A 19,712-nucleotide genomic window follows, 5' to 3' on the forward strand; every position below is an offset into this window, starting at 1 on the left:
TGATACAATAATGTTATTCTCACTCTTAAGAGCAAGGAGATAGCCATGCAGTTTTCAACTTTTGCCAAAACTATGGCAGCGGCACTGTCAGTGGTTGTTATCGCTGGCTGTTCCAGCAGTGGCGGCACCCAGGATGGGAGCCAGGGTGGTTTGAGTTCAGGTCAGGGCACAGCTTCTTCAACTGGCGCTGCCGGTTCGAATGGCTATGCCAACGGTCAGGACACTGGTGCTGGTGCAGATGCACAAAATTCCATTCCTGCCGTCCGTACCATTTACTTCGACTTCAACCGTGATTCTATCCGTCCCGAGTTCGAGTCTGTACTGAATCAGCACGCTGAATACCTGCGTTCTCATCCGAACGTTCACGTAACACTGGAAGGTAACACTGACCCGGTGGGTACTCGTGAATACAACCTCGGTCTGGGCGAGCGTCGTGCAAACTCCGTTCGTCAGTATCTGGCGGTACAGGGCGTTAGTCCTTCACAAATCGACGTGGTAAGCTACGGTGAAGAACGTCCCGCAGCAGCAGGTAACTCTGCTGAAGCATATTCTCAGGATCGTCGTGTAGTCTTCGACTACTGATATCAGAGGTAGCATATGAATCGCAGTTTGAAAAAACTGTGCGGTGCGGGAGCCTTGTTGCTCCCGCTTTCCGTATGGGCTCAGGATAACAGTTCACTGTACGATCAGACGGCCACGCAACAAACGACTGCGTCAGGCAGTCTGGCCCTGTTCAATCAGCTGCAGGACCAGCAACAGGATATCAATAACCTGCGTGGTCAGATAGAAGATCTGCAACATCAGATCTCACAAGTACAGAGCGATGGTCAGAAGCAGTATCTTAGTCTCAGTAATCGCGTGTCTGCGCTTGAAAATGGCGGCTCTCAGCAGGGAGGCGATGCCAGTTCGTCTTCTAATGCCAGCGACGATCAGGGAACAGATGATCAAAACAGTGGCAATCAGAGCGATGCCAATCAGGCCACCGGAAGTGGCGACGCCGCCGCCGGAGCATCATCGAACAGTACTTCCAATAGCGATACCACCACTGCAGGTAATAGTGCCCAGCAGAGTTACCAGCAGGCTTTCAACTACGTCAAGCAGCATCAATATAGCCAGGCAGTCACGGCATTCGATCAATTCCGTAAACAATATCCGCAGTCACCTCTGGTAGGGAATGCATACTATTGGTTGGGTGAGGTTCATTATCAGCAATCACAGATGCCGGATGCTGCATCGGCATATCAGGCATTGATTGCCAAATATCCTCACAACAACAAGGTGCCGGATGCCACCTATCGGCTGGCGTTGATCAAAGCGCGTCAGGGCGATGTAGACACGACTGAAAAACTGCTTAATTCAGTGATAAAGGAACATCCAAAATCACAGGCGGCCCAGAAAGCAAAAACCTTTTTGGCCAAGATCAACGGCTAACAAAGCGTTAATTCATCCATATACGAGATTTATTAGCGCAGAGAATACTCTGCGCTATTTTTTGCCTGTCTCGCGGCTACAAACTGTTAGTGATGGTTTGGTACGTGGTGAAATTTATGGTTGGAGTTGTATAGGGGGCGAATGCTATCAGTGGCAGCATCGTTGGAGGGATGTGACCTAAAGTCACCTTGCCGACCTATGGTCACGGAAGTTTCGTCAACATGTGGGATACCTGTCGAACTTATATCACATGTGTGGGTCAAGCGCCTTGCCTGCTCTCATACAGTGACAACAAAAAGCCAGCAAGCTCTGCAGGGGAGCAGACTGTTTTTGTAGCATCCCAATCACAGGGATTTTCATCCTGCATTAAATACCCATAACCCGCTGCAATCGAATCCATCTCTGCGCGCTTGGCCGCTTCGATATCACGCAGGTGATCCCCTATATAAAGACCGGATTCTACCGGTAAGTTCAATTGCTCCATGGCCATGATCAAAGGACGTGGATCGGGTTTCGCGCAGGGAAGATCATCCCCGCAGATCAATACCTCAGGAAAGAGCTCAAGGCGTGATAATAGTGGTTCGGCAAACCTTCTCTCCTTGTTTGTCACAATGCCCCAACGGATGCCATTCGACATCAGCCTTTTCACACACTCTGCCAGCCCTTCGTAAGGTTGGCTATTTTCACCCAGGAGCTTTTCATAGAGCGATAACAGGCGAGCATGATCCTGTGAGGTAGCAGCTTCACCCAACGCCAAACGGGTCAACGCAGCGCCTCCCTGAGAGACGACGGCTCTAACCACAGTATAGTCTAGAGGCGTGTGCCCACGTTCCTGTCTAAGGGTATTGGTGGCAGCGACGAGATCAGGTGCCGTGTCAACCAAAGTGCCATCCAGATCAAACAGTATGGCACTGTAGTGCTTCACTGCTTTCATGAGTCAGCATCAGCTGCAATGCAATCGACCATATAGTTGACGTCAACATTGCGGCTCAACCAGTAATGCTGGGTGAGGGGGTTGTAATGCAAACCCTTCAAACGCTCCGTCGTAAGTTCGGCTGCGCGAGTCCAATGAGCCAATTCCGATGGACGAATAAAGCGCTTGAAGTCGTGCGTTCCCTTGGGGAGCAGGTTGAGAATGCGTTCAGCCCCCACAATAGCGAATAAATACGATTTTGGATTGCGATTGATGGTACTGAAGAAGACATGACCTCCAGGTTTGACCAATCGCGCACAGGCTTGGACAACCGATGCCGGGTCGGGCACGTGCTCAAGCATTTCCATGCAGGTCACCACATCAAAGCTGGCAGGGGCCATGGCTGCCAATGCCTCGACGCTGATATGCTGGTAATCAACGTCAAGGCCGCTTTCTTCGAGGTGCATTTTTGCTACCGAGAGCGGCGCCTCACTCAAATCGATGCCGGTCACATCTGCACCACGCCGAGCCATGGCTTCACTGAGAATCCCGCCACCGCATCCGACATCCAATACTTTTCGACCTGCAAGAGCACCGCTCTGTTCTTCTATAAAAGTCAGACGCAGAGGATTGATGTCGTGCAAGGGTTTGAATTCACCTTCACGATCCCACCAACGTTGTGCTAGTGCACCGAACTTGTCGAGTTCAGCCTGGTCAAAATTCGTACCCTGACGATCCGCTTCCGAAGCGGAAAAAGAAGATTGCTGCGTCATGTCCTGCTCCCTGTAAGGCGAGGCGGCGTTTGTTTGGGGCATTACCATGTGATCTTTGTCATGGTTTGCCAATGTTCCTATATTACCGTTTTTTTCAAACATTGGCTTTATCTTGATTTTAATTTGATTTTTTCGGTGTGAGCTTCAGATTATTGTCGAATTGCCGTTATTATTGAACGTGCTCGTATGCTTACCCGTCATTGGGAAGCATGAGCACATTTTGACATCGCATGGGATTGTTATCCCATAGCGAGCAGGTGGCAAGGAGAATCGTGTGCCTGAACCCAGTATGAAAAAAGATACGGAATATAGAATTGTTCCCGCTGATGATGAATTGTTGGCCTATCCACGCCCAGGTGTCAGGCCAGTCGTCAAAGCCATTTCATGGCCCTCTCTATTGTTGTCGCTGATTGCATTGATAGCGGTAGCAACGCTGGCCTTCTTTTATTGGCAGGATCGTCAAACGCTCATGGCAGGTGCTGAACAGTCGGCTCAACAATCGCATGAACAACAACTGGATCACCAGCGTATACAGCAATTGCAACAACAGCTTCAGGCGCTGAGTAATGACATGCAACATACGCAGCAAATAGTGTCCAGTATTCCCGTGATTGATCCTCAGCAGTTGAGTGGTCTTGACATACAGGTTCAAGCACTTAACGTAGCCGTTCAACGTTTGAGCCAACAGGCAAATGTTTCGGGTGTGCAGCCTCAGGATCAACACTCCACACAGCAATCCCTTCTGGCGATTGATCAGACTCAGTCAGCTCTGGGTCAGCGTATGGGTGCTATTGAAACACGTTTGGATGCTTTGTCTGCTACGCTTGGTATTCTTCAGCATGAAAACAATCAATCAGCCAACGATACATCAGGCACAGAGTAGCCGGGGCAATAAACAGCCTGAGAGGCGAGCACATAACGCTTGACGTAAAAATCAAAGTACATCGTAAACACCCGCTCTCCTGTTTTTGTTACCAAAACAAAGAAGCCATGGGCTTAAACGATATCCTTGAAACGTCGCTTTTGAAAGAATTTGCTTTTGAGAGAAACCGTAGAAACATCAGGTATGTTTGTTGATATGAGCTATGCAACGAACGTACATGCATATCAGTACACAGACATACGCTAAACTCGTGTTTTGAAGGGTGACTGGAAAGATACTCATCGATGATGAATGTCATGATGAATGTCATGATGAATGGATATTGCTCTTCCTTATCGGAAGTTGGCCAATTTACAGATGAGTCTTGATGCAAGACCACACTTACACCTGATCAGTTGAATTAAATAACCGTATGCCGACAGTTTTTCCAAGTTCATTCAATTTACGACGGTTGACCCTGTGTGGGCTCACCCTCACTGCCGGGCTGATGCCCTGTTTTCAGGTGATGGCGATGACTGCACGTATCAACGGTGTAGGTGGGGCACTTGCCACAAATGTGAATGCCTACCTCAGTAGTATTGAAATTCCCGATGGCGCTGATCCGCGTCAATATGAACTACAGATTCACGATGGTGTCGTGGATGCCCTAAGAGCCTATGGCTATTTTTCGCCTGATATTGATATCAGCTATAGCCAGCGCAACCATGTGCGTATTTCTATTGATAAAGGAAAGCGCACCTATATCAAAAATCTGGATCTACAAGTGCAGGGGCAGGCCAGGCAGGACGATACAGTGCTTCAAACGGTGAAGCAAAGCCCATTGGCGCAGGATCAGGGCAAGCCTCTTGTTCAGCAAGAGTACACCACGCTGAAGAGCCAGTTGGACACTCTGGCATTACAACGTGGGTATTTTGATGCCCATTATCTGACCAATCGAATTGAAATCCGACCCTGGGAACAACGGGCGGATATTTTTCTGATTTGGGACTCTGGTCCGCGTTATCGGTTTGGTGCCATTCATTTCAAGGGCAGTCAGATTCGTCAAAATCGTTTGCGCGCCATGCTACCTTTTAAGGAAGGAGACCCATATTCGAGCGATCAGATTGCCGAATACAATAGCCGGTTGGGCGATTCCGGCTGGTTTCGCAGTGTAACGGTTGTTCCCCAGTTAAAAGCGGCCTCTCCACCTCAAAATCCATCAGTACAATCGGCTCAGAATGAGCGCGTCAATAAGTTCAAGGACACAACGGCGCCCGTCAATGTGACTGTTATCCCGGCCGATCGTGATCAGTTTGATACCGGTGTGGGGATTTCAAGTGATATTGGCCCTAACCTCCAGTTTACCTGGACGCGCCCGTGGATGAACTCTCGTGGCGACAGTTGGAAAAACCAGCTGTTCCTTTCTCGTCCACGTTCAAAATTGGGTGGGCAATATCGAATACCCTTGGCGAATCCGCTACATGACGAATTCGATTTCAATTATGGATTCCAATACATCAATAACAACAACACGATCACACGGGGAATTTATTTCACTCCGGATCGTGTTTGGCATTTCAATAATGGATGGAATCAACATCTTTATGTCAGGTTCAGCAAGGATGACTTCAATCAGGCGCATCAAAGCGGCAATGTCTTCCTGATTACCCCGGGTATCTCATGGGATAGAACATCCGTGGATAATCCGCAGTTCCCGATGCATGGAAATCGCCAGGATTTCATGATTGAAGGCGCCAGTTCCAGCCTTGGGTCGGATATTTCGTTTATTCGTTCCGAATTTACCACCCGTTGGATTGAGAGTATTGGTAATAACAACCGTTTTTACCTTCGCGGTAATATTGCAGCCACGGCGACAAATCAGTTTTCGAAAATGCCCCCTCAGTTGCGCTTCTTTGCTGGTGGTGATGATAGTGTTCGTGGGTATGGCTATCAGAAAATTTCACCCCGTACCAGTGATAACGAACTGCTTGGTGGCAAGGACATGATTACGGGAACGGCTGAATATCAGCGCAGGTTATTCGGGAATTTTTGGGGTGCTGTGTTCTACGATGCTGGTAATGCGTTTGATAGCTGGCCTGTACACAAGGTGTACCGTGCTGCAGGGATAGGCATTCGCTGGGTGACATTGATTGGCCCCATCCGTTTTGACCTTGCGCATGCTTATGACGGACATAAAGGGTTACATGTCAGTTTTGCCATTGGTCCCGAGTTTTAAGATTAACCACTGGGCCGTCCAATGACATTTGCATTACCTGCCAGGCCGTTGAGTAAGATATGTGTTATTGGCTGTTATCGTCGGAACAGTATTGTTTGATCGTACATACGGGCGAATGGCAGCCAACTATCGAAGTTGTGTAATGAATATGCTGAAGCTACAGCTGATCAGGGGTGTCTATCATTAACATGTTTTTGCCACGTGCCTTTTTTGCCATACGTTTGGTCGGGTATTTTATTCTTACCCTGATTGGCGTTGTACTGTTCTATCTAGGACTGGCACTTTCACCTTGGGGGACTCACTGGCTCCTGAATCAGGCACGTTCCCACGGGTTCATTGAATACAACCACGTTTCAGGCTCTCCGCTTGATCAATTATCCCTGGATGACGTGCGGTTGAATGCTGGGGGTACTCAAGTGTCTGCTCAGCAATTGTCACTCCATTGGGATACTGGGTGTTTTTGGCATGCACGTTTGTGTCTGGATGATGTGAGTGGACAGGGAATTCATGTTTTGTTGCCCGCGAGTCAGTCATCTTCCAATAGCAGTTCGTCCTTGTCGCATATCCAGACGCCCATTCCGATGGAGATACGGCATCTTCAGGCGAATGATATTACGGTACAAATGGCCACCGGTATGTCGATCAAGTGGAATCAATTCTCCAGTGGACTGAGCTTTACAGGTGATCAGGTACGCCTCTTTCCCACACGGATGGACGGCTTGACGGTCAATATCCCCGCTGCCAGTACGGCAGCCAACGTGAGCACTGAAAACAATCAGACAACGGGTCAGTCGCCCGTGTCCTCTGGTGTTGGGCAGGGCACTGAAGTACTGAAAACAGCTTCTCGAACATTGACCCCGGCCCAGACTGATTCAGAAAAGCCTACTTCGGATAAAACGTCAGAAACGGCCCTGATGGACGCTGGTCTACGTCAAAACGGTGCCAGCGCCGATACAAGCATTCCCAACGCGAACACAGGCAAGGGCTTCCCCACTGACAAGGGTACAACTATATCGTCGGCCCCTGCATTGTCGCCCTCAACTGGAATTACGTTGCGCAATCCATTGGCCGCTTATTCGACGACGAAGTTAACCTCCGAGAAGCAGCCGATTACGTTGCCTGATATCCAATTGCCGGTCAATGTGTCCATTCCCAGTATTGAATTGACCCACACGCGCCTTACGGGCGCCTATCCGCTCACCTTCGATCATATCCATATGGCGATGGAGGCCAGTGGGTCACACGTGGCCTTGGCTGATCTCAGTGTGGATGGCCCTCAGCTTAATGCAAGGCTAACCGCTGATCTTCAATTGGAAGACCATTATCCGATCAAGTTGGCAATGTATACACAGGCACAATCGTCCTTGATCAATGCATTGATGCCAACGATGACATCATCTGTTCCTGACAAGGCAGTCAATGGTGAACAGCTCCATCTTGGGATTCAGGGGGATCTGGCTAATCTTGGTGTCGAGTTGAATGCCAATGGCCCTGAGGTGGCCCATCTTAAAGCCAATGCCAATCTTCTATCGCAGCAAGTGCCGTTTACACTCGAGATACAAGTGCCACATGTAGAATGGCCACTGCCGGGTATGCCTGAAAAACTTGCTGATGGATCAGCTGTGTCTCACTATCGGCTGGATGATTTCAGTTTGAATGGCAGCGGTTCATTAACGGGGTATCAAGTGGCGTTGAAAGGCCATGCTTCGGGAAGCCAAATCAAACCGCTGGATATTCAACTCAATGGCAGTGGTGATGACAAGCAATTTACGCTTACCCGGGCGAGGGTAAACAGCCCTCAGGGGGGTACGGTAAATGCCAGTGGCAAGATTTCCTTTGGGTCTGGCATTGCAGTGACCAGCCAGCTTGCCCTGGAACACGTGCATCCGCAGGCGTTTGCTCCACGTGTAGAAGGAGACTTGAACGGTCAAGCGCAGGCGATGTTCAAGCGTGATTCCCTAGGCCACTGGTTATTACAGATTCCTGCTCTGAATATCCAAGGGTCGTTGATGCGTCAGCCACTTTCGCTTGTAGCAAAATTGAATGCCAATGACGCGATGAAAATTGATGTAGATCAACTGGATATTCGGCAAGGCAGCAATACCGTCAGTGGGCGCGGTCATATTGATCAGGCGATTGACATGGCGCTTCAAATTCATGCGCCGGCACTCCAAACATTGCTTCCTGGCTTATTACCTACACTACGAGGCCATTTATCCGGCAATATCCATGTGGGGGGTACGACGAAAAATCCTCAAGGAAATGTTGATCTCGAAGGAGGGGCACTTCGATATGGCCAATATCAGCTTGGGGGTCTTCACCTGAAGGGGCTTGTAAATGGCGTGACTGATCCGGCCATGAAGTTGACCCTTACGGCCTCCAATGTAGTCGCTGCATCGCAGCAGCTTCGTGCTGTGGAAGTGGGGCTGGATGGGCGTTTAAGTGCGCATGTGCTGAATGTGGCAGTTGATGGGCAAAAAGGGATATTACAACGGGGCAAACTCTCCCTTAGGGGGGGCTACGATAAAGCGCATCAAAAATATCAGGGTCAGTTATCCGCGCTAACATTGGCAATGTCTCAGGGAGTAGGGCATGTCGCACTTGATCATCCTGTCTCGTTGGCTGCCGATATAGCCCACTCACGCTTTAATGTGGCTTCTTTCTGCCTGAATCGCGCCGAAGGAGGGAACGTATGCGTAACCCGGCGTATTGATGCTTCCGCACAGCAAGGGCAGGCTGCGTTGGCACTCAATAATGTGCCGATCAATGTCGTTAATGCCTTCTTACCGTCGCCCTGGTCGGTGCAAGGTTCCGGCCACGGTGTCATCAATGCGGATTGGTCCCAGGCCGGTAAGATCTTCCATGCCAATGGAACCCTGCAAGCCGCAGCGAATGTGACGGGTAAAGCCGCCAATGGGCAGCCTTATAAACTACCGCCGGCGACATTACATATCGGTTTTAATGCCTCCAATGCTCAGGCACGTCTGCAACTCACGTCGGTGTTGGATAACGCAGGGCAGGTGGTTCTGGATGCGCGCGTTGCCAATCCAATGAGAGATCGTCGCCTGAGCGGGCAATTACAGCTCAATCACCTGATTCTTTCGCCCTATCAGCCCTTGGTTGCACAGTTGAACAAGCTAAAGGGTGAGCTTAATGGCAACATTTCATTGGCTGGATCACTTCAGCAGCCGCTACTGAATGGTCATTTGGGACTAACGAATATTCAGGCTGCCGGCCCACAACTACCCGTGGGCGTTGATGATGCACAGGTCAATCTTGCATTACATGGTAACAATGGCCAGCTGACAGGATATTTGAATTCAGGTGAAGCGCATTGGGGGCTGAGTGGGAGTGCACATTGGCCTACCTTGTCGGACTGGCATGCAGCCTTGTCACTGGACGGGGCCAACTCACCCTTGCAAGCGCAGGCGCTTGATTATGGCCATATCGAGATTGCGCCACAGATACACGTGGATGCTTCGCCCCAAAAGCTGTCCATACAGGGGGATGTTCACATCCCATCTGCGGATATTCAGGTCAATCAGTTGCCCGTCACAGCGGTATCGCCTTCTCCAGACCAGGTTATCCTGACGAAAGAACAAGCTGCCGAACTCGATCGTATCCGCAGCCACCAACATGTAGCAGGAGATATTCCGACTGCGCAGCAAAGTGCCGAAATGGCAGCCCTTCAGAAAGCAGGGATGGCACTGGATCTGAATGTGCACCTTATTCTCGGATCAAAAGTCAGGTTGAGAGCCTATGGGCTTGATACCCATTTGAATGGGGCACTCAATGTGTTGGAGAATGATCAGACCGCCAATACGCTGGAGCTTTTCGGCAATATAAACCTGAAAGATGGACATTATTCATCCTTTGGGCAGAATCTGATCATCAATCGGGGCCAGATTACCTTTAATGGACCGCCTACGGTGCCTAATCTGAACTTCGAAGCAATCAGAAATCCTGATACGATAGAAAACAATGTAACGGCAGGTATTCGGGTGACCGGTTCCGCTACAGCACCCAGGCTGAAAGTGTTCTCAGATCCCGCCATGGATGAGACAACCGCGCTTTCCTATCTGTTGAGTGGTCATGCGCCCGAGTCTGACGGCAACAACAATGCACTGACCTCCGCTTTGATAGGACTTTCCATTTCGCAGAGCGGACGCGCCATGGGCGCCATTGGGCAGGCCTTCGGTATTCAGGATCTATCTCTGGATACGACAGGGACGGGCGATTCGAGTCAGGTGGTTGTAAGTGGTTACATTGGCCCCAATCTTAAGATTGGATACGGTGTTGGCGTATTCTCATCCATTGCCGAGCTGACACTCAGATACCGCCTTCTCCATAATCTCTATGTGCAGGTGGTATCGGGAAGTAATCAGGCGCTGAACCTGCTTTATTCCTTCAGTCTCGGACGAACAGCCGATATTCCCCAACACTGAGTACGTATTTTGTGCCCGAGTATTTCGTGTTCGGCATTACTTGTTTTATAGGAGGCGAGCATGTCCAAGCAAACGATTCCATCCCCCGAGCAGGCATTGCCGGGGCGTGAAACACCTGTTCAGATCACCGGCGTCCATGCTGTTAATGGGCACTCCATGTTGCCGCCTCATGATGCAGGTTTGGAGCACATCGTCTTGGGGATGGGGTGTTTCTGGGGGGCTGAACGCCTTTTCTGGAATCTGCCGGGGGTTGTTGTTACCTCTGTAGGGTATGCGGCAGGTTCCACCCCCAATCCAAGTTATGAAGAGGTGTGTACTGGCCTGACAGGCCATGCGGAAGTGGTTGACGTTGTTTATGATCCCGCCAAAATTTCATTGGATCAATTGCTTAAATCCTTTTGGGAGGAGCATGATCCTACACAGGGAATGCGCCAGGGAAATGATATTGGCTCACAATATCGCTCGATTATACTGACGACCAACAACGATCAGTATGAAGCAGCCATTGCATCAAAAACGAAATTCAATCAGGCTTTGAAAGCATCCGGTATGGCTGAAATTACTACCGAGATCGTGCCACTTCAGACCTATTATTTCGCCGAAGAGTACCATCAACAGTATCTGCACAAGAACCCCGCCGGTTATTGTGGATTAAAAGGGACAGGCGTGACCTGCGCGATTGGTTAATCAATCGTTTGATCTACCCTGGAAGAGGGCTTCCTGGTTGAATTCATAAAGTGTTTTTAGCCCGGGAGCCTGACTCCAGTTCTGGATTTGATTCGTCATCCTTTTAATCATCCATGAATGCAGTAATCCTTTCTCTTGCTCGATAAAGCCGAGGTGTCCCCCTTGTGGTGACATCTCGATTCTTACGTTGGGCGAGGGGAGGGGCATTCTCATGAAACAGTCGCCAGACAGATAAGGATCATCCTGAGCATGCAATATCAGAGTGGGAAGCTCGATTCGGTCAAGCATCTGACCCGCTGAGGACCGGCGATAATAATCACTGGCCGACGAGAAACCATATAAAGGGGCTGTAACTTCATTATCAAAAGCCCACAGAGTGTCCAATCGTTCGAGTTGATGGCGTGTGATATCCATTGGGAAACGGTCGATTTCCTGTTTTGCCAGAATTTTGCGATATTTCCGTTTCAGCAATCGCCGTTGGTATCGGCGGGCAGAACCGGTATTGACGCAGTCTGACCGATTAGCCAGGTCCAGGGGCGCACTGGCAGAGATTACGCCTGAAAGGGGCAAGCCATCTCCACCCTGTTCTGCCACCAGTTTCACCAGTACATTCCCACCCAATCCAAAACCAATTCCTGTTTTTGGGGCATCAGGGTATCGGCGAGCCAATTTACTCACTACCCAATAAAGATCAGCGGTATCACCCGCATGATAATCTCGGGAATGATGATTTTCGAGGTTACCGCAGCCTCGATAATGTACCACTACTGCACGCCATTGATTGCGAATTGCTGCTGCCATGAGCATTCGGGCAGAAGGGGATTGCTTCAGAGAGGATTCTTCTTCAATCAGGATAATCAGCAATGGTGCTTTTGGGCTGATAGGAGCCGGGCGGCTCCACGCCAATTCAATGAAACCACCATCAGGTAGCTCCAACAATTCGGTTTCATGGCACACTGATGGACGCATCATCACATGGGGGATACATGTCTGAATACGTGGATTCTGCAGCCATTGGGGGGCTCTGAAATCAGCAGTGAATAGGGTTCTAGCCATTCAGGGACCATTGCCTTTCAAATAGGGTGAGAGTTGCTGCTTGACCATGGAAAGTCATGGTTCAGCGTGTCATCAACTTATATTTTGACAATTGGAAAGGTGAGTAGTTCGATGAAATTATCGTGTAATCACCTATTCTGGATAATCCCTAAAGAGGTGGTGTCTGGTCAAGAGTAGATAACGATTAAATCAGGAACATTCGCGATTATTGACAATTTGGGCCATTCATTTGATTCATCAATGTGGCAGCGGTAGATGCAAAGTTCACTGCAAAGCACATTGACCATTGCTGATTTCCAGAGAAGCAGGGAGGCCACACTCATACGCGGCCTCCCAATATTCACTTCGAGGATATTGATTATCCGGGGCTATCAGCTATAAAGCTGGGTTACTCCATCAAATCCTGAAACTGTACAATCCAGATCGGTGACCAGCCCGTTTTCAAGGCTGTAGCACCATCCATGTACTGTCAGAGGCTGACCCCGAAGCCACGCATTTTGCACAAATCGCGTGCGAATCAGGCTTTGCACCTGCATCCGAACATTGATTTCACACATCCGATTGGTTTGTTCTGCCATGGGAAGATGAGAAAGTTCCTTACGGTGATCGATATAGGCTTCGCGAATGGGGTGAAGCCAGTCATCGACGATTCCGCTATTTCCGGGGGAGAGCATGGAAGCCTGCACACCACCACAGCCATAATGCCCCACGACGAGGATGTCACGGACTTTCAGCACTTCAACCGCATATTGGATGACGGACATGGCATTCATGTCTGTCTGGTAAATTACATTGGCCACATTACGGTGTACAAAAACTTCACCGGGCGGTAGATCGATAATCTGATTGGCTGGTACACGGCTGTCCGAGCATCCAATCCATAAAAAATCGGGATGCTGCTGATCCTTTAAACGCGAAAAAAATTCTGTATCAGCTTCCTGCATGCGTTCAGACCATGAACGGTTATTGGCAAGAAGGTCTTCAATCCTGAGAGATTTGCTTTTGTGCTCTTTGCACATGGGGGTATCCATCCATCACTAATGACGAGTTAGTCTTTTATCTGGTGTACTCCTAAAGGTCAAATAATATTGATTATGTCTAAATATGTTTTTTCGATGTTTTTTGCAGAAATTTAACGAAATAGAATGGAGAAAAAGGAAGTTTAAATGACAACTGGCTATAAATAATCATTTTCAATACCCATGGGCATATTTTGGTATTGGTACTCGGCTTTGCACTCATCTATCATTCTCACCCATGATTGATTCTTTTACAGAACACACTAAACCTGAATTTTGGAGATCCATGTGAGCAACCATGATTATGACCTTTTTGTCATTGGTGGTGGTTCCGGTGGTGTACGTGCCGCCAGAGTCGCTTCTCTGAAAGGAGCAAAGGTTGCATTGGCTGAGCAAAGCCATTTGGGGGGAACGTGCGTCAATGTAGGCTGCGTACCGAAGAAATTTTTTTCCTATGCGGCGGAGTTTGCATCCGGGTTCGAACAAAGCAAAGGATATGGCTTTTCTTCAACCCATACATTCGACTGGGCAACGTTACGTGATAATACTGCCAACGAGATCAAACGGCTTAATGGTATTTATCAAGGCCTGTTAGAGAAAGCGAACGTAACGTTATTCAATGCCCATGCAAAAGTAACGGGAGCTAATCAAGTAGAGGTTGATGGTAAAACGGTGACTGCGGGTCGCATTCTACTGGCAACCGGGGGCAAACCTCGCCAGCTCGATTTTCCCGGTGCAGAGTGCATGTTGGTTTCTGATCAGATGTTTACCCTGGAAACGTTACCCAAGCGTCTGGCTGTCTATGGCGGTGGTTATATTGCGGTTGAATTTGCCAGCATCATGCATGCACTTGGGGTAGAAACGCATTTGATTTATCGCGGAGATCTCTTGCTTTCAGGTTTCGATAAGGAAGTTCGGGAATTTGTGCGCGATTCTCTGGAGGCGCAAGGGTTGCATCTTCACTTTGGGCATTCTATTGAGCGTATTGAACAGGCGGCAGACCATAAAACAGTACTTCTCGACAATGGAGAATCCATTGTTGTCGATCAAGTACTTGGTGCTGTAGGGCGTGTACCGAATTTTGATGGTCTTGGACTGGAATCGGTCAATGTAGAGCTTGATGACAGCGGGCTAGTCAAAATCAATGATGCCTACGAAACCTCAACACCTTCGTTACTGGCAATTGGGGATATCATAGACTCTCCTGCACTGACGCCTGTTGCCATTGCTGAAGCGATGCGGCTGGTCACTATCCATTTTGATGGAAACCGTGAGGGAAAAGCATTACCGCCACAAATCGACTACGCCATGGTGGCTACCGCTGTATTTTGTCATCCCAATGTGGCTGTAGTAGGTAAAACGGAAGAAGAAGCGCGTCAGGCGTTCGATAGTATTCGTGTCTATACATCCAGCTTTCGTCCGCTCATGCATACTTTGGCCCGTGATGATCAAAAATGCTTTATGAAACTTGTCGTGGATGATTCATCAGATCGGGTTGTGGGTGCCCATGTGGTAGGTTCTGATGCGGGGGAACTGGTTCAGGGATTGGCTATTGCAGTGAAGGCGGGGCTTACCAAAGCCGACTTCGATTCGACGATTGGTATCCACCCGACCAGTGCTGAAGAGATCGTAACGATGCGGGAGCCTACCCGACGCTAAAAAAATTCCCCGGAATTCCGGGGAATCATCTCTTGATAGCTAGCGGTCATGTTAACCCGCTACACACTTCGACGCAGATCAATTATTACCGGCTGCCCCAGAAGGCGTCACGGAAGGCGCGCCTTTGTTTATGCTGGGAGCATCTGTGGCAGGCCCTGTGCGATTGATATGCTGCTCAGAGGCATTGTCAGGGCGAGGATGCGCTCTGTTGCGATAGTGGTGCTGCTGGGTGGCAGGAGCCTGGCGTGCGTAACTTCTGCCAGAACGGCTATAAACGACCTGGTAACTGGCGTTTTCACAGTTCCCTATGATCTGGCCATCGGCGTCATTGACCTGACCCCTGGGTACTGCCCGCAGATTAAATTCATTGGCCGGTACGCCATTATGCTGAATGCGCTGTGACAAACTATGGATCAGTGTGTTGCAGCTGGCATTCGCTTGCGCTGAAACAATTGTGCCAACGGCAATAATGCCTGCTGCAATTATCCCTTTTTTCATGATGTTCTCCTTGTGAAAACTGCGTTTGATACTAACTTGCGTTCTGTGCTGTCAAGGACAGGGCTCGTAGAAGCATGCTGGTTTTATACAAGACGATCCTTATCAGCCCATCATTTTATAAATGGCGAGCCAGACTTAATAGGCCTGTTGTTGAGCTTTGAATGGGCATGACATACGTATTCAAGCCCTTAAAGGTTTGAAGGTTAAGAGGGTAGGACAAATCAAACAGAATCTGTACGTGGGGAGTCTGACACGTCCATCCCTTCGCGAGCCATGCGTTATACATGACATCACAAAAATTCGAATCCAATACTTCGGAAATAAATCATGACCCACTTGCTGATAGAAATATACGCACAAAAGTCTGTCTCTGGATAGCAAAAAAATTATATTTGCATAGTCCATTCAATGATATGTACTCTTTGCATATATAATAAACAAAATTACCTGTATTTTCCTTTGTATTTTGATTAAGAATGTGTCGAACGTTTACAAAGAGTTTATTATTTGCCACATTTGCATTCCAAAATGTCCTCTTTGCTTCCGCCTGCTTTACTTACCCTGCGCACTTCCCTAATGGCCCGGCAACGAGCCATACCGATACCACTGAACTACTCGGATAGTGCCAATTGGCTATGGTCCACTCATCACGACGTATTCAAAATGGCTCGTTTTCAACCGACCCAGAACATTTTCTGGCAGGGGGCATACACTGTCTTTGGCCTGAATCGTTACCGGTTGGCTCAGCGGCTTCCTGCCATCGCGGGTCGGTTGCCCAAACGCCTGCCCATGCAAGTAGTACCCATGGACTGGTTCGGGCAGCTCAATGGTGCTCCAATATGGCGACAAACCCGCATAACAGGCCGTCCAATGCATTGGAGCGGGGATAATGCCTATCGTATTGGATGTTTGTGTCACCTTCTTCAGCAGCATCGCTCTACACGATTTGGGCATTATCTGCTTCCCGCCAATTCATTGGGTAGGTGGGCTTCACACCTTTACAGGTTCCTCTTTCCCCGATTGCATCTATTACCTGAAGAAGTACAACTCGATGTGCTGGCATCCCTCAGGGATGCTCCAACAGTTGAAAGTGCAATTCCTCTGATGTTGGATCTTCGGCAGGATCAGTTCCTCATAGCCGAAGATGGTGTATTTTGGGTAGATTGGGAAGCGATGGTGTGGGCGCCACTGGCATTTGCCTGGGCGCTATATGAGGTGTTGATTCCTCGGGACTTTAGAGCTGACTTCATGGCAGGGATGGCGGACGCACAGCGTCCCGACCTGCAACCATACCGATTGGCAGCGCGCGCCTACCTTTATCTGACAGGTACTTTTGGCCACACCGAGTGGTCACATATGAATAGGATCGATCACTGGCTGGATGACTGGATATAACGATACTCGACAATGAGGCGATCCATGATCCTTGTTATTCATGAACCTTAGTTATTCATGAACCAGAGTATGGCGCTTTTTATAGGCAGAAAGGGTCGGGATCAGCATGAAAATGGCATTGATACATTGACCTGCGAAGAATCCCCATGCGGCTCCCATTACCCCATATAATTGCATAAAAAGTAATAGCAATAATACGTAGACCAGTGTCGCCGACCCTTCAGCGATCAATGCCGCACGTTGACGGTGTGCCATGTAAAGCAACGCCTCCAGGGGGAAGGAGGTCATGGAAACGACTACTGCCCAAAGCATGACCTTGAGTAGGCTATAAGCTTCAAGGTACTTGGCGCCGAACACTAGTGATATCAATGGCTCGCCGATCAGACTCACCAGAATGATCATTAGAATACCCAGCCCAAGCCCCATGAATGCCGAGCGTAAAGCCAGTTTCCATGGTTTGTTTTCATTGGGGTTCATGCGCATTATTTCGGGATAAAGACTCTTTTCCAAAAGATCGGAAGGTGTTCCTGTCGCTTCGAAGAAAGAGGTCGCTATTTTGAAAAGACCAGCAGCGCTTGGGCCCAACACGACCCCCACAATGACATTGCTCCCTGCATTTCGTATCGAGTAGATCGAATGCGCAAGATTGGTAGTCCAAACGAAATCCCAGGAAGCTTTGATACGACGTGCTGCCTTGAAAACACTTGGGGTGAGGGCACCCGTTATATTTTGCCGCCTCAATTCATGGATGGCTGCCCACCATAAAAACAGATTGCCCACCAGCCCTGTGAGGTACCAGGTAATAATAAAGCCAGGGAATCCCAGCCCACCAAAATAGGCAATCACACTGCCCAATGCCTGAAGACCGGGTTTGATACTTTGTTGTATGGCAATGAGATCAAATCGGTCGAGAGAGCGGAGAATACCTGTGCTTGTTGCAGAGGTAATGAAGGGTATAAGCGTGCAAAAGACCAGAGCAAGCCAAAAATTCTCACGGGAGATACCGACGGCATGACCCAGTAAAGGAAGGCAGAGCATCCCCGCAATCATGGCCAACAGGCCGCTGGATAAATCCAGCCCAAAGGATAGATTCGTGACATCCTTGAAACGTTCAGTGTCACCCTGAGTCAAGGCAGGGGTGCCAAAACGAACAATCAATTGCCAGGTTTGAAATTTGGCGATATCACTGACCATTTTGGTGTAGGCCTGAATGACGACGAGTGTGCCGAATTCAGCACTGGCCAGCCCGTGTCCTGCACACGTGAGTGCAACGAGGGAGAGAATCCCGCCAAGGATATTGCTCGAAAGAAGAAAAGAGGCATTGCGAACCACGGAATAAAAAGCGCTCCCTTTTTGAAAGCGCTTGAATCGAATACCCAGCATGAGATTCCTGATACTAAAAAAGGATAATGTGTCGACAGGGGATAGATTCCCCTTGAACTTCGGCATTGGGCCGTTAGCGAATTAAAAGGCCCACACCGACTCAATATGGCGGGTATTCTACTGCAAGCTTTCAGCAGTTTCATTCATTGGCAGCGTTTCTGTTACTTCTTTTTCGTCGGTGGGGAGTGTCAGCGTATATGCTGAAATTGCCGACTCTACCTGTTTTAACACCTTATCAAGAGATTGTGTGGTATCGATATCAACGATAGGCGCTCCGCGATATTCGAGTTTCGGAGTCGCATCAATCTTGCGTTTCAAGGAGGCCGGTTTGTGATCAGGCTTGCGCTTACAGGCTGTTTCGAAGTCAACATTCAACCGAATAACCAGATCCGGACGATAGCTGGTCATCCATTTGAAGGCATTCAGTTCGTAGTCTGCCAGCCAGCAAACCAATCGATTTCCTTCACGAATACGTGGCATTTTAGGGCCATCGTAAGCGCCGCTAATGGTGAGCTGTGGGTAGCGGTCAGTGACAATAATGTTTCCGTCATCATAAGTTTTCAGCATTTGCCTGAAGCGTTTTAACCTGCGTTTGACGAAAAAAGTATTGACTAGGGCCGGGAGTAATCCGGGCAGCTTGTTTTTTTCGATGCGGTGCTTGGCTTTTATACCCTTTTTTTCGATATTTTTGCCGAGAACTTGCCCTATGATAGGCCAATGCTTGATGGAACGAAGCATGTTGCCTGACTGTTTTCCCAGGTGAACCTGAACCGTTGGACCATACTGTGCCATCCATTCGGTCACATGCTGACCAACGGTGGATTTGCCTGAGCCGTCACACCCAATGATTGCGATGATGGGACGATGGCTAAGATTCATCATTTTCCCCACTTTAAACAATAAGATGAAATCTGCGTTTATTCGCTCAACATCAATATGACCGTCACTACGGCATGGCCATTTGCCATCTTTGATCCTTGCGGGAATCAGAAGCATCGTGCAGGGAAAGGTACAGGTTTCATATGCTTTTTACTGTGTCGTCAATGATCGCATTTGTTCTATGCCTATCACTGCCCCTTTAGTTACATAGCTTGCTAACTATAAGGCTATATTACACATTTATTACTCAATATGCATTTTTTTGCAGGAAAATGAGTCAGGAAGATAATTGTGCGCACTGGATTGGTGCGTACAATGAACAAGAGGAGGAAAGATATTCATCCGAACAACAAACGGTAATTAGAAAGCTGCTGGCTGACGATATCCTTGTGACGTTGCGGCAGTCCACATTCAGTAGCAATTTAATCTCATATAGCATTCATTGCGGTTATTGAAAGCGGGTTATTTGAGTACCA

The 19,712-nt window shown here is 48.8% G+C and carries 15 protein-coding genes; 8 read left to right on the forward strand and 7 right to left on the reverse strand.

Going from position 1 to position 19,712, the window contains the following annotated elements; translation table 11 throughout:
- The first annotated feature begins 45 nt into the window (after window positions 1–45).
- Window positions 46–582, forward strand: a complete 537-nt coding sequence (pal, locus tag LMG33818_RS00610) for a peptidoglycan-associated lipoprotein Pal (protein WP_442321414.1) — start codon at window positions 46–48, stop codon at window positions 580–582.
- 15 nt (window positions 583–597) lie between these two features.
- A complete protein-coding gene (gene ybgF, locus LMG33818_RS00615) occupies window positions 598–1,431 on the forward strand; it encodes a tol-pal system protein YbgF (protein WP_442321415.1) in 834 nt (277 codons plus the stop codon).
- Between the two features lie 259 nt (window positions 1,432–1,690).
- On the opposite strand, the gene LMG33818_RS00620 is transcribed toward ybgF, so the two are convergent.
- Window positions 1,691–2,365, reverse strand: a complete 675-nt coding sequence (locus tag LMG33818_RS00620; protein WP_442321416.1) for an HAD family hydrolase — start codon at window positions 2,363–2,365, stop codon at window positions 1,691–1,693.
- Window positions 2,362–3,117 (reverse strand): bifunctional 2-polyprenyl-6-hydroxyphenol methylase/3-demethylubiquinol 3-O-methyltransferase UbiG, encoded by a 756-nt coding sequence (gene ubiG / locus LMG33818_RS00625; protein WP_442321417.1) that lies wholly within the window; start codon window positions 3,115–3,117, stop codon window positions 2,362–2,364. The genes LMG33818_RS00620 and ubiG overlap by 4 nt, the downstream gene beginning before the upstream one ends.
- Before the next feature lie 274 nt (window positions 3,118–3,391).
- Here ubiG and LMG33818_RS00630 point away from each other — a divergent pair, with 274 nt between their 5' ends.
- The 4 genes from LMG33818_RS00630 (at window position 3,392) to msrA (ending at window position 11,347) form a co-directional block, all read left to right on the forward strand.
- Window positions 3,392–4,000 carry a hypothetical protein gene (locus LMG33818_RS00630; RefSeq protein ID WP_442321418.1) on the forward strand — a complete coding sequence of 203 codons (609 nt, stop codon included), beginning with the start codon at window positions 3,392–3,394 and terminating at the stop codon, window positions 3,998–4,000.
- 505 nt (window positions 4,001–4,505) lie between these two features.
- Complete coding sequence (gene tamA / locus LMG33818_RS00635; RefSeq protein WP_442322158.1) at window positions 4,506–6,215, forward strand: autotransporter assembly complex protein TamA; 1,710 nt, start codon at window positions 4,506–4,508, stop codon at window positions 6,213–6,215.
- A gap of 188 nt (window positions 6,216–6,403) precedes the next feature.
- Window positions 6,404–10,660: an autotransporter assembly complex protein TamB gene (gene tamB, locus LMG33818_RS00640; RefSeq protein WP_442321419.1), complete on the forward strand. Its 4,257-nt coding sequence runs from the start codon at window positions 6,404–6,406 to the stop codon at window positions 10,658–10,660.
- Between the two features lie 60 nt (window positions 10,661–10,720).
- Window positions 10,721–11,347 carry a peptide-methionine (S)-S-oxide reductase MsrA gene (gene msrA, locus LMG33818_RS00645; RefSeq protein WP_442321420.1) on the forward strand — a complete coding sequence of 209 codons (627 nt, stop codon included), beginning with the start codon at window positions 10,721–10,723 and terminating at the stop codon, window positions 11,345–11,347.
- Here msrA and LMG33818_RS00650 read toward each other — a convergent pair whose 3' ends face one another.
- Both LMG33818_RS00650 and LMG33818_RS00655 read right to left on the reverse strand, forming a co-directional pair.
- Window positions 11,348–12,403: a YheT family hydrolase gene (locus LMG33818_RS00650; protein WP_442321421.1), complete on the reverse strand. Its 1,056-nt coding sequence runs from the start codon at window positions 12,401–12,403 to the stop codon at window positions 11,348–11,350.
- Between the two features lie 371 nt (window positions 12,404–12,774).
- Complete coding sequence (locus tag LMG33818_RS00655; protein WP_442321422.1) at window positions 12,775–13,422, reverse strand: carbonic anhydrase; 648 nt, start codon at window positions 13,420–13,422, stop codon at window positions 12,775–12,777.
- A gap of 288 nt (window positions 13,423–13,710) precedes the next feature.
- Between LMG33818_RS00655 and gorA the strand changes: the two genes are divergently transcribed.
- Window positions 13,711–15,081, forward strand: a complete 1,371-nt coding sequence (gene gorA / locus LMG33818_RS00660; RefSeq protein ID WP_442321423.1) for a glutathione-disulfide reductase — start codon at window positions 13,711–13,713, stop codon at window positions 15,079–15,081.
- Window positions 15,082–15,159: 78 nt separating this feature from the next.
- Here gorA and LMG33818_RS00665 read toward each other — a convergent pair whose 3' ends face one another.
- Entirely contained in the window at window positions 15,160–15,579 is a 420-nt protein-coding gene (locus tag LMG33818_RS00665) for a DUF1161 domain-containing protein (RefSeq protein WP_442321424.1), read from the reverse strand.
- Between the two features lie 528 nt (window positions 15,580–16,107).
- Here LMG33818_RS00665 and LMG33818_RS00670 point away from each other — a divergent pair.
- Entirely contained in the window at window positions 16,108–16,974 is an 867-nt protein-coding gene (locus LMG33818_RS00670; RefSeq protein WP_442321425.1) for a hypothetical protein, read from the forward strand.
- 51 nt (window positions 16,975–17,025) lie between these two features.
- Here LMG33818_RS00670 and LMG33818_RS00675 read toward each other — a convergent pair whose 3' ends face one another.
- Both LMG33818_RS00675 and LMG33818_RS00680 read right to left on the reverse strand, forming a co-directional pair.
- Window positions 17,026–18,357 carry a lipopolysaccharide biosynthesis protein gene (locus tag LMG33818_RS00675; RefSeq protein WP_442321426.1) on the reverse strand — a complete coding sequence of 444 codons (1,332 nt, stop codon included), beginning with the start codon at window positions 18,355–18,357 and terminating at the stop codon, window positions 17,026–17,028.
- A 117-nt stretch (window positions 18,358–18,474) separates the two neighbouring features.
- Window positions 18,475–19,239, reverse strand: a complete 765-nt coding sequence (locus tag LMG33818_RS00680; RefSeq protein WP_442321427.1) for a dTMP kinase — start codon at window positions 19,237–19,239, stop codon at window positions 18,475–18,477.
- Window positions 19,240–19,712 lie beyond the last annotated feature (473 nt).

Source organism: Cernens ardua (genome assembly GCF_051251085.1).
Taxonomy (GTDB): Bacteria; Pseudomonadota; Gammaproteobacteria; order Pseudomonadales; family Halomonadaceae; genus Cernens; species Cernens ardua.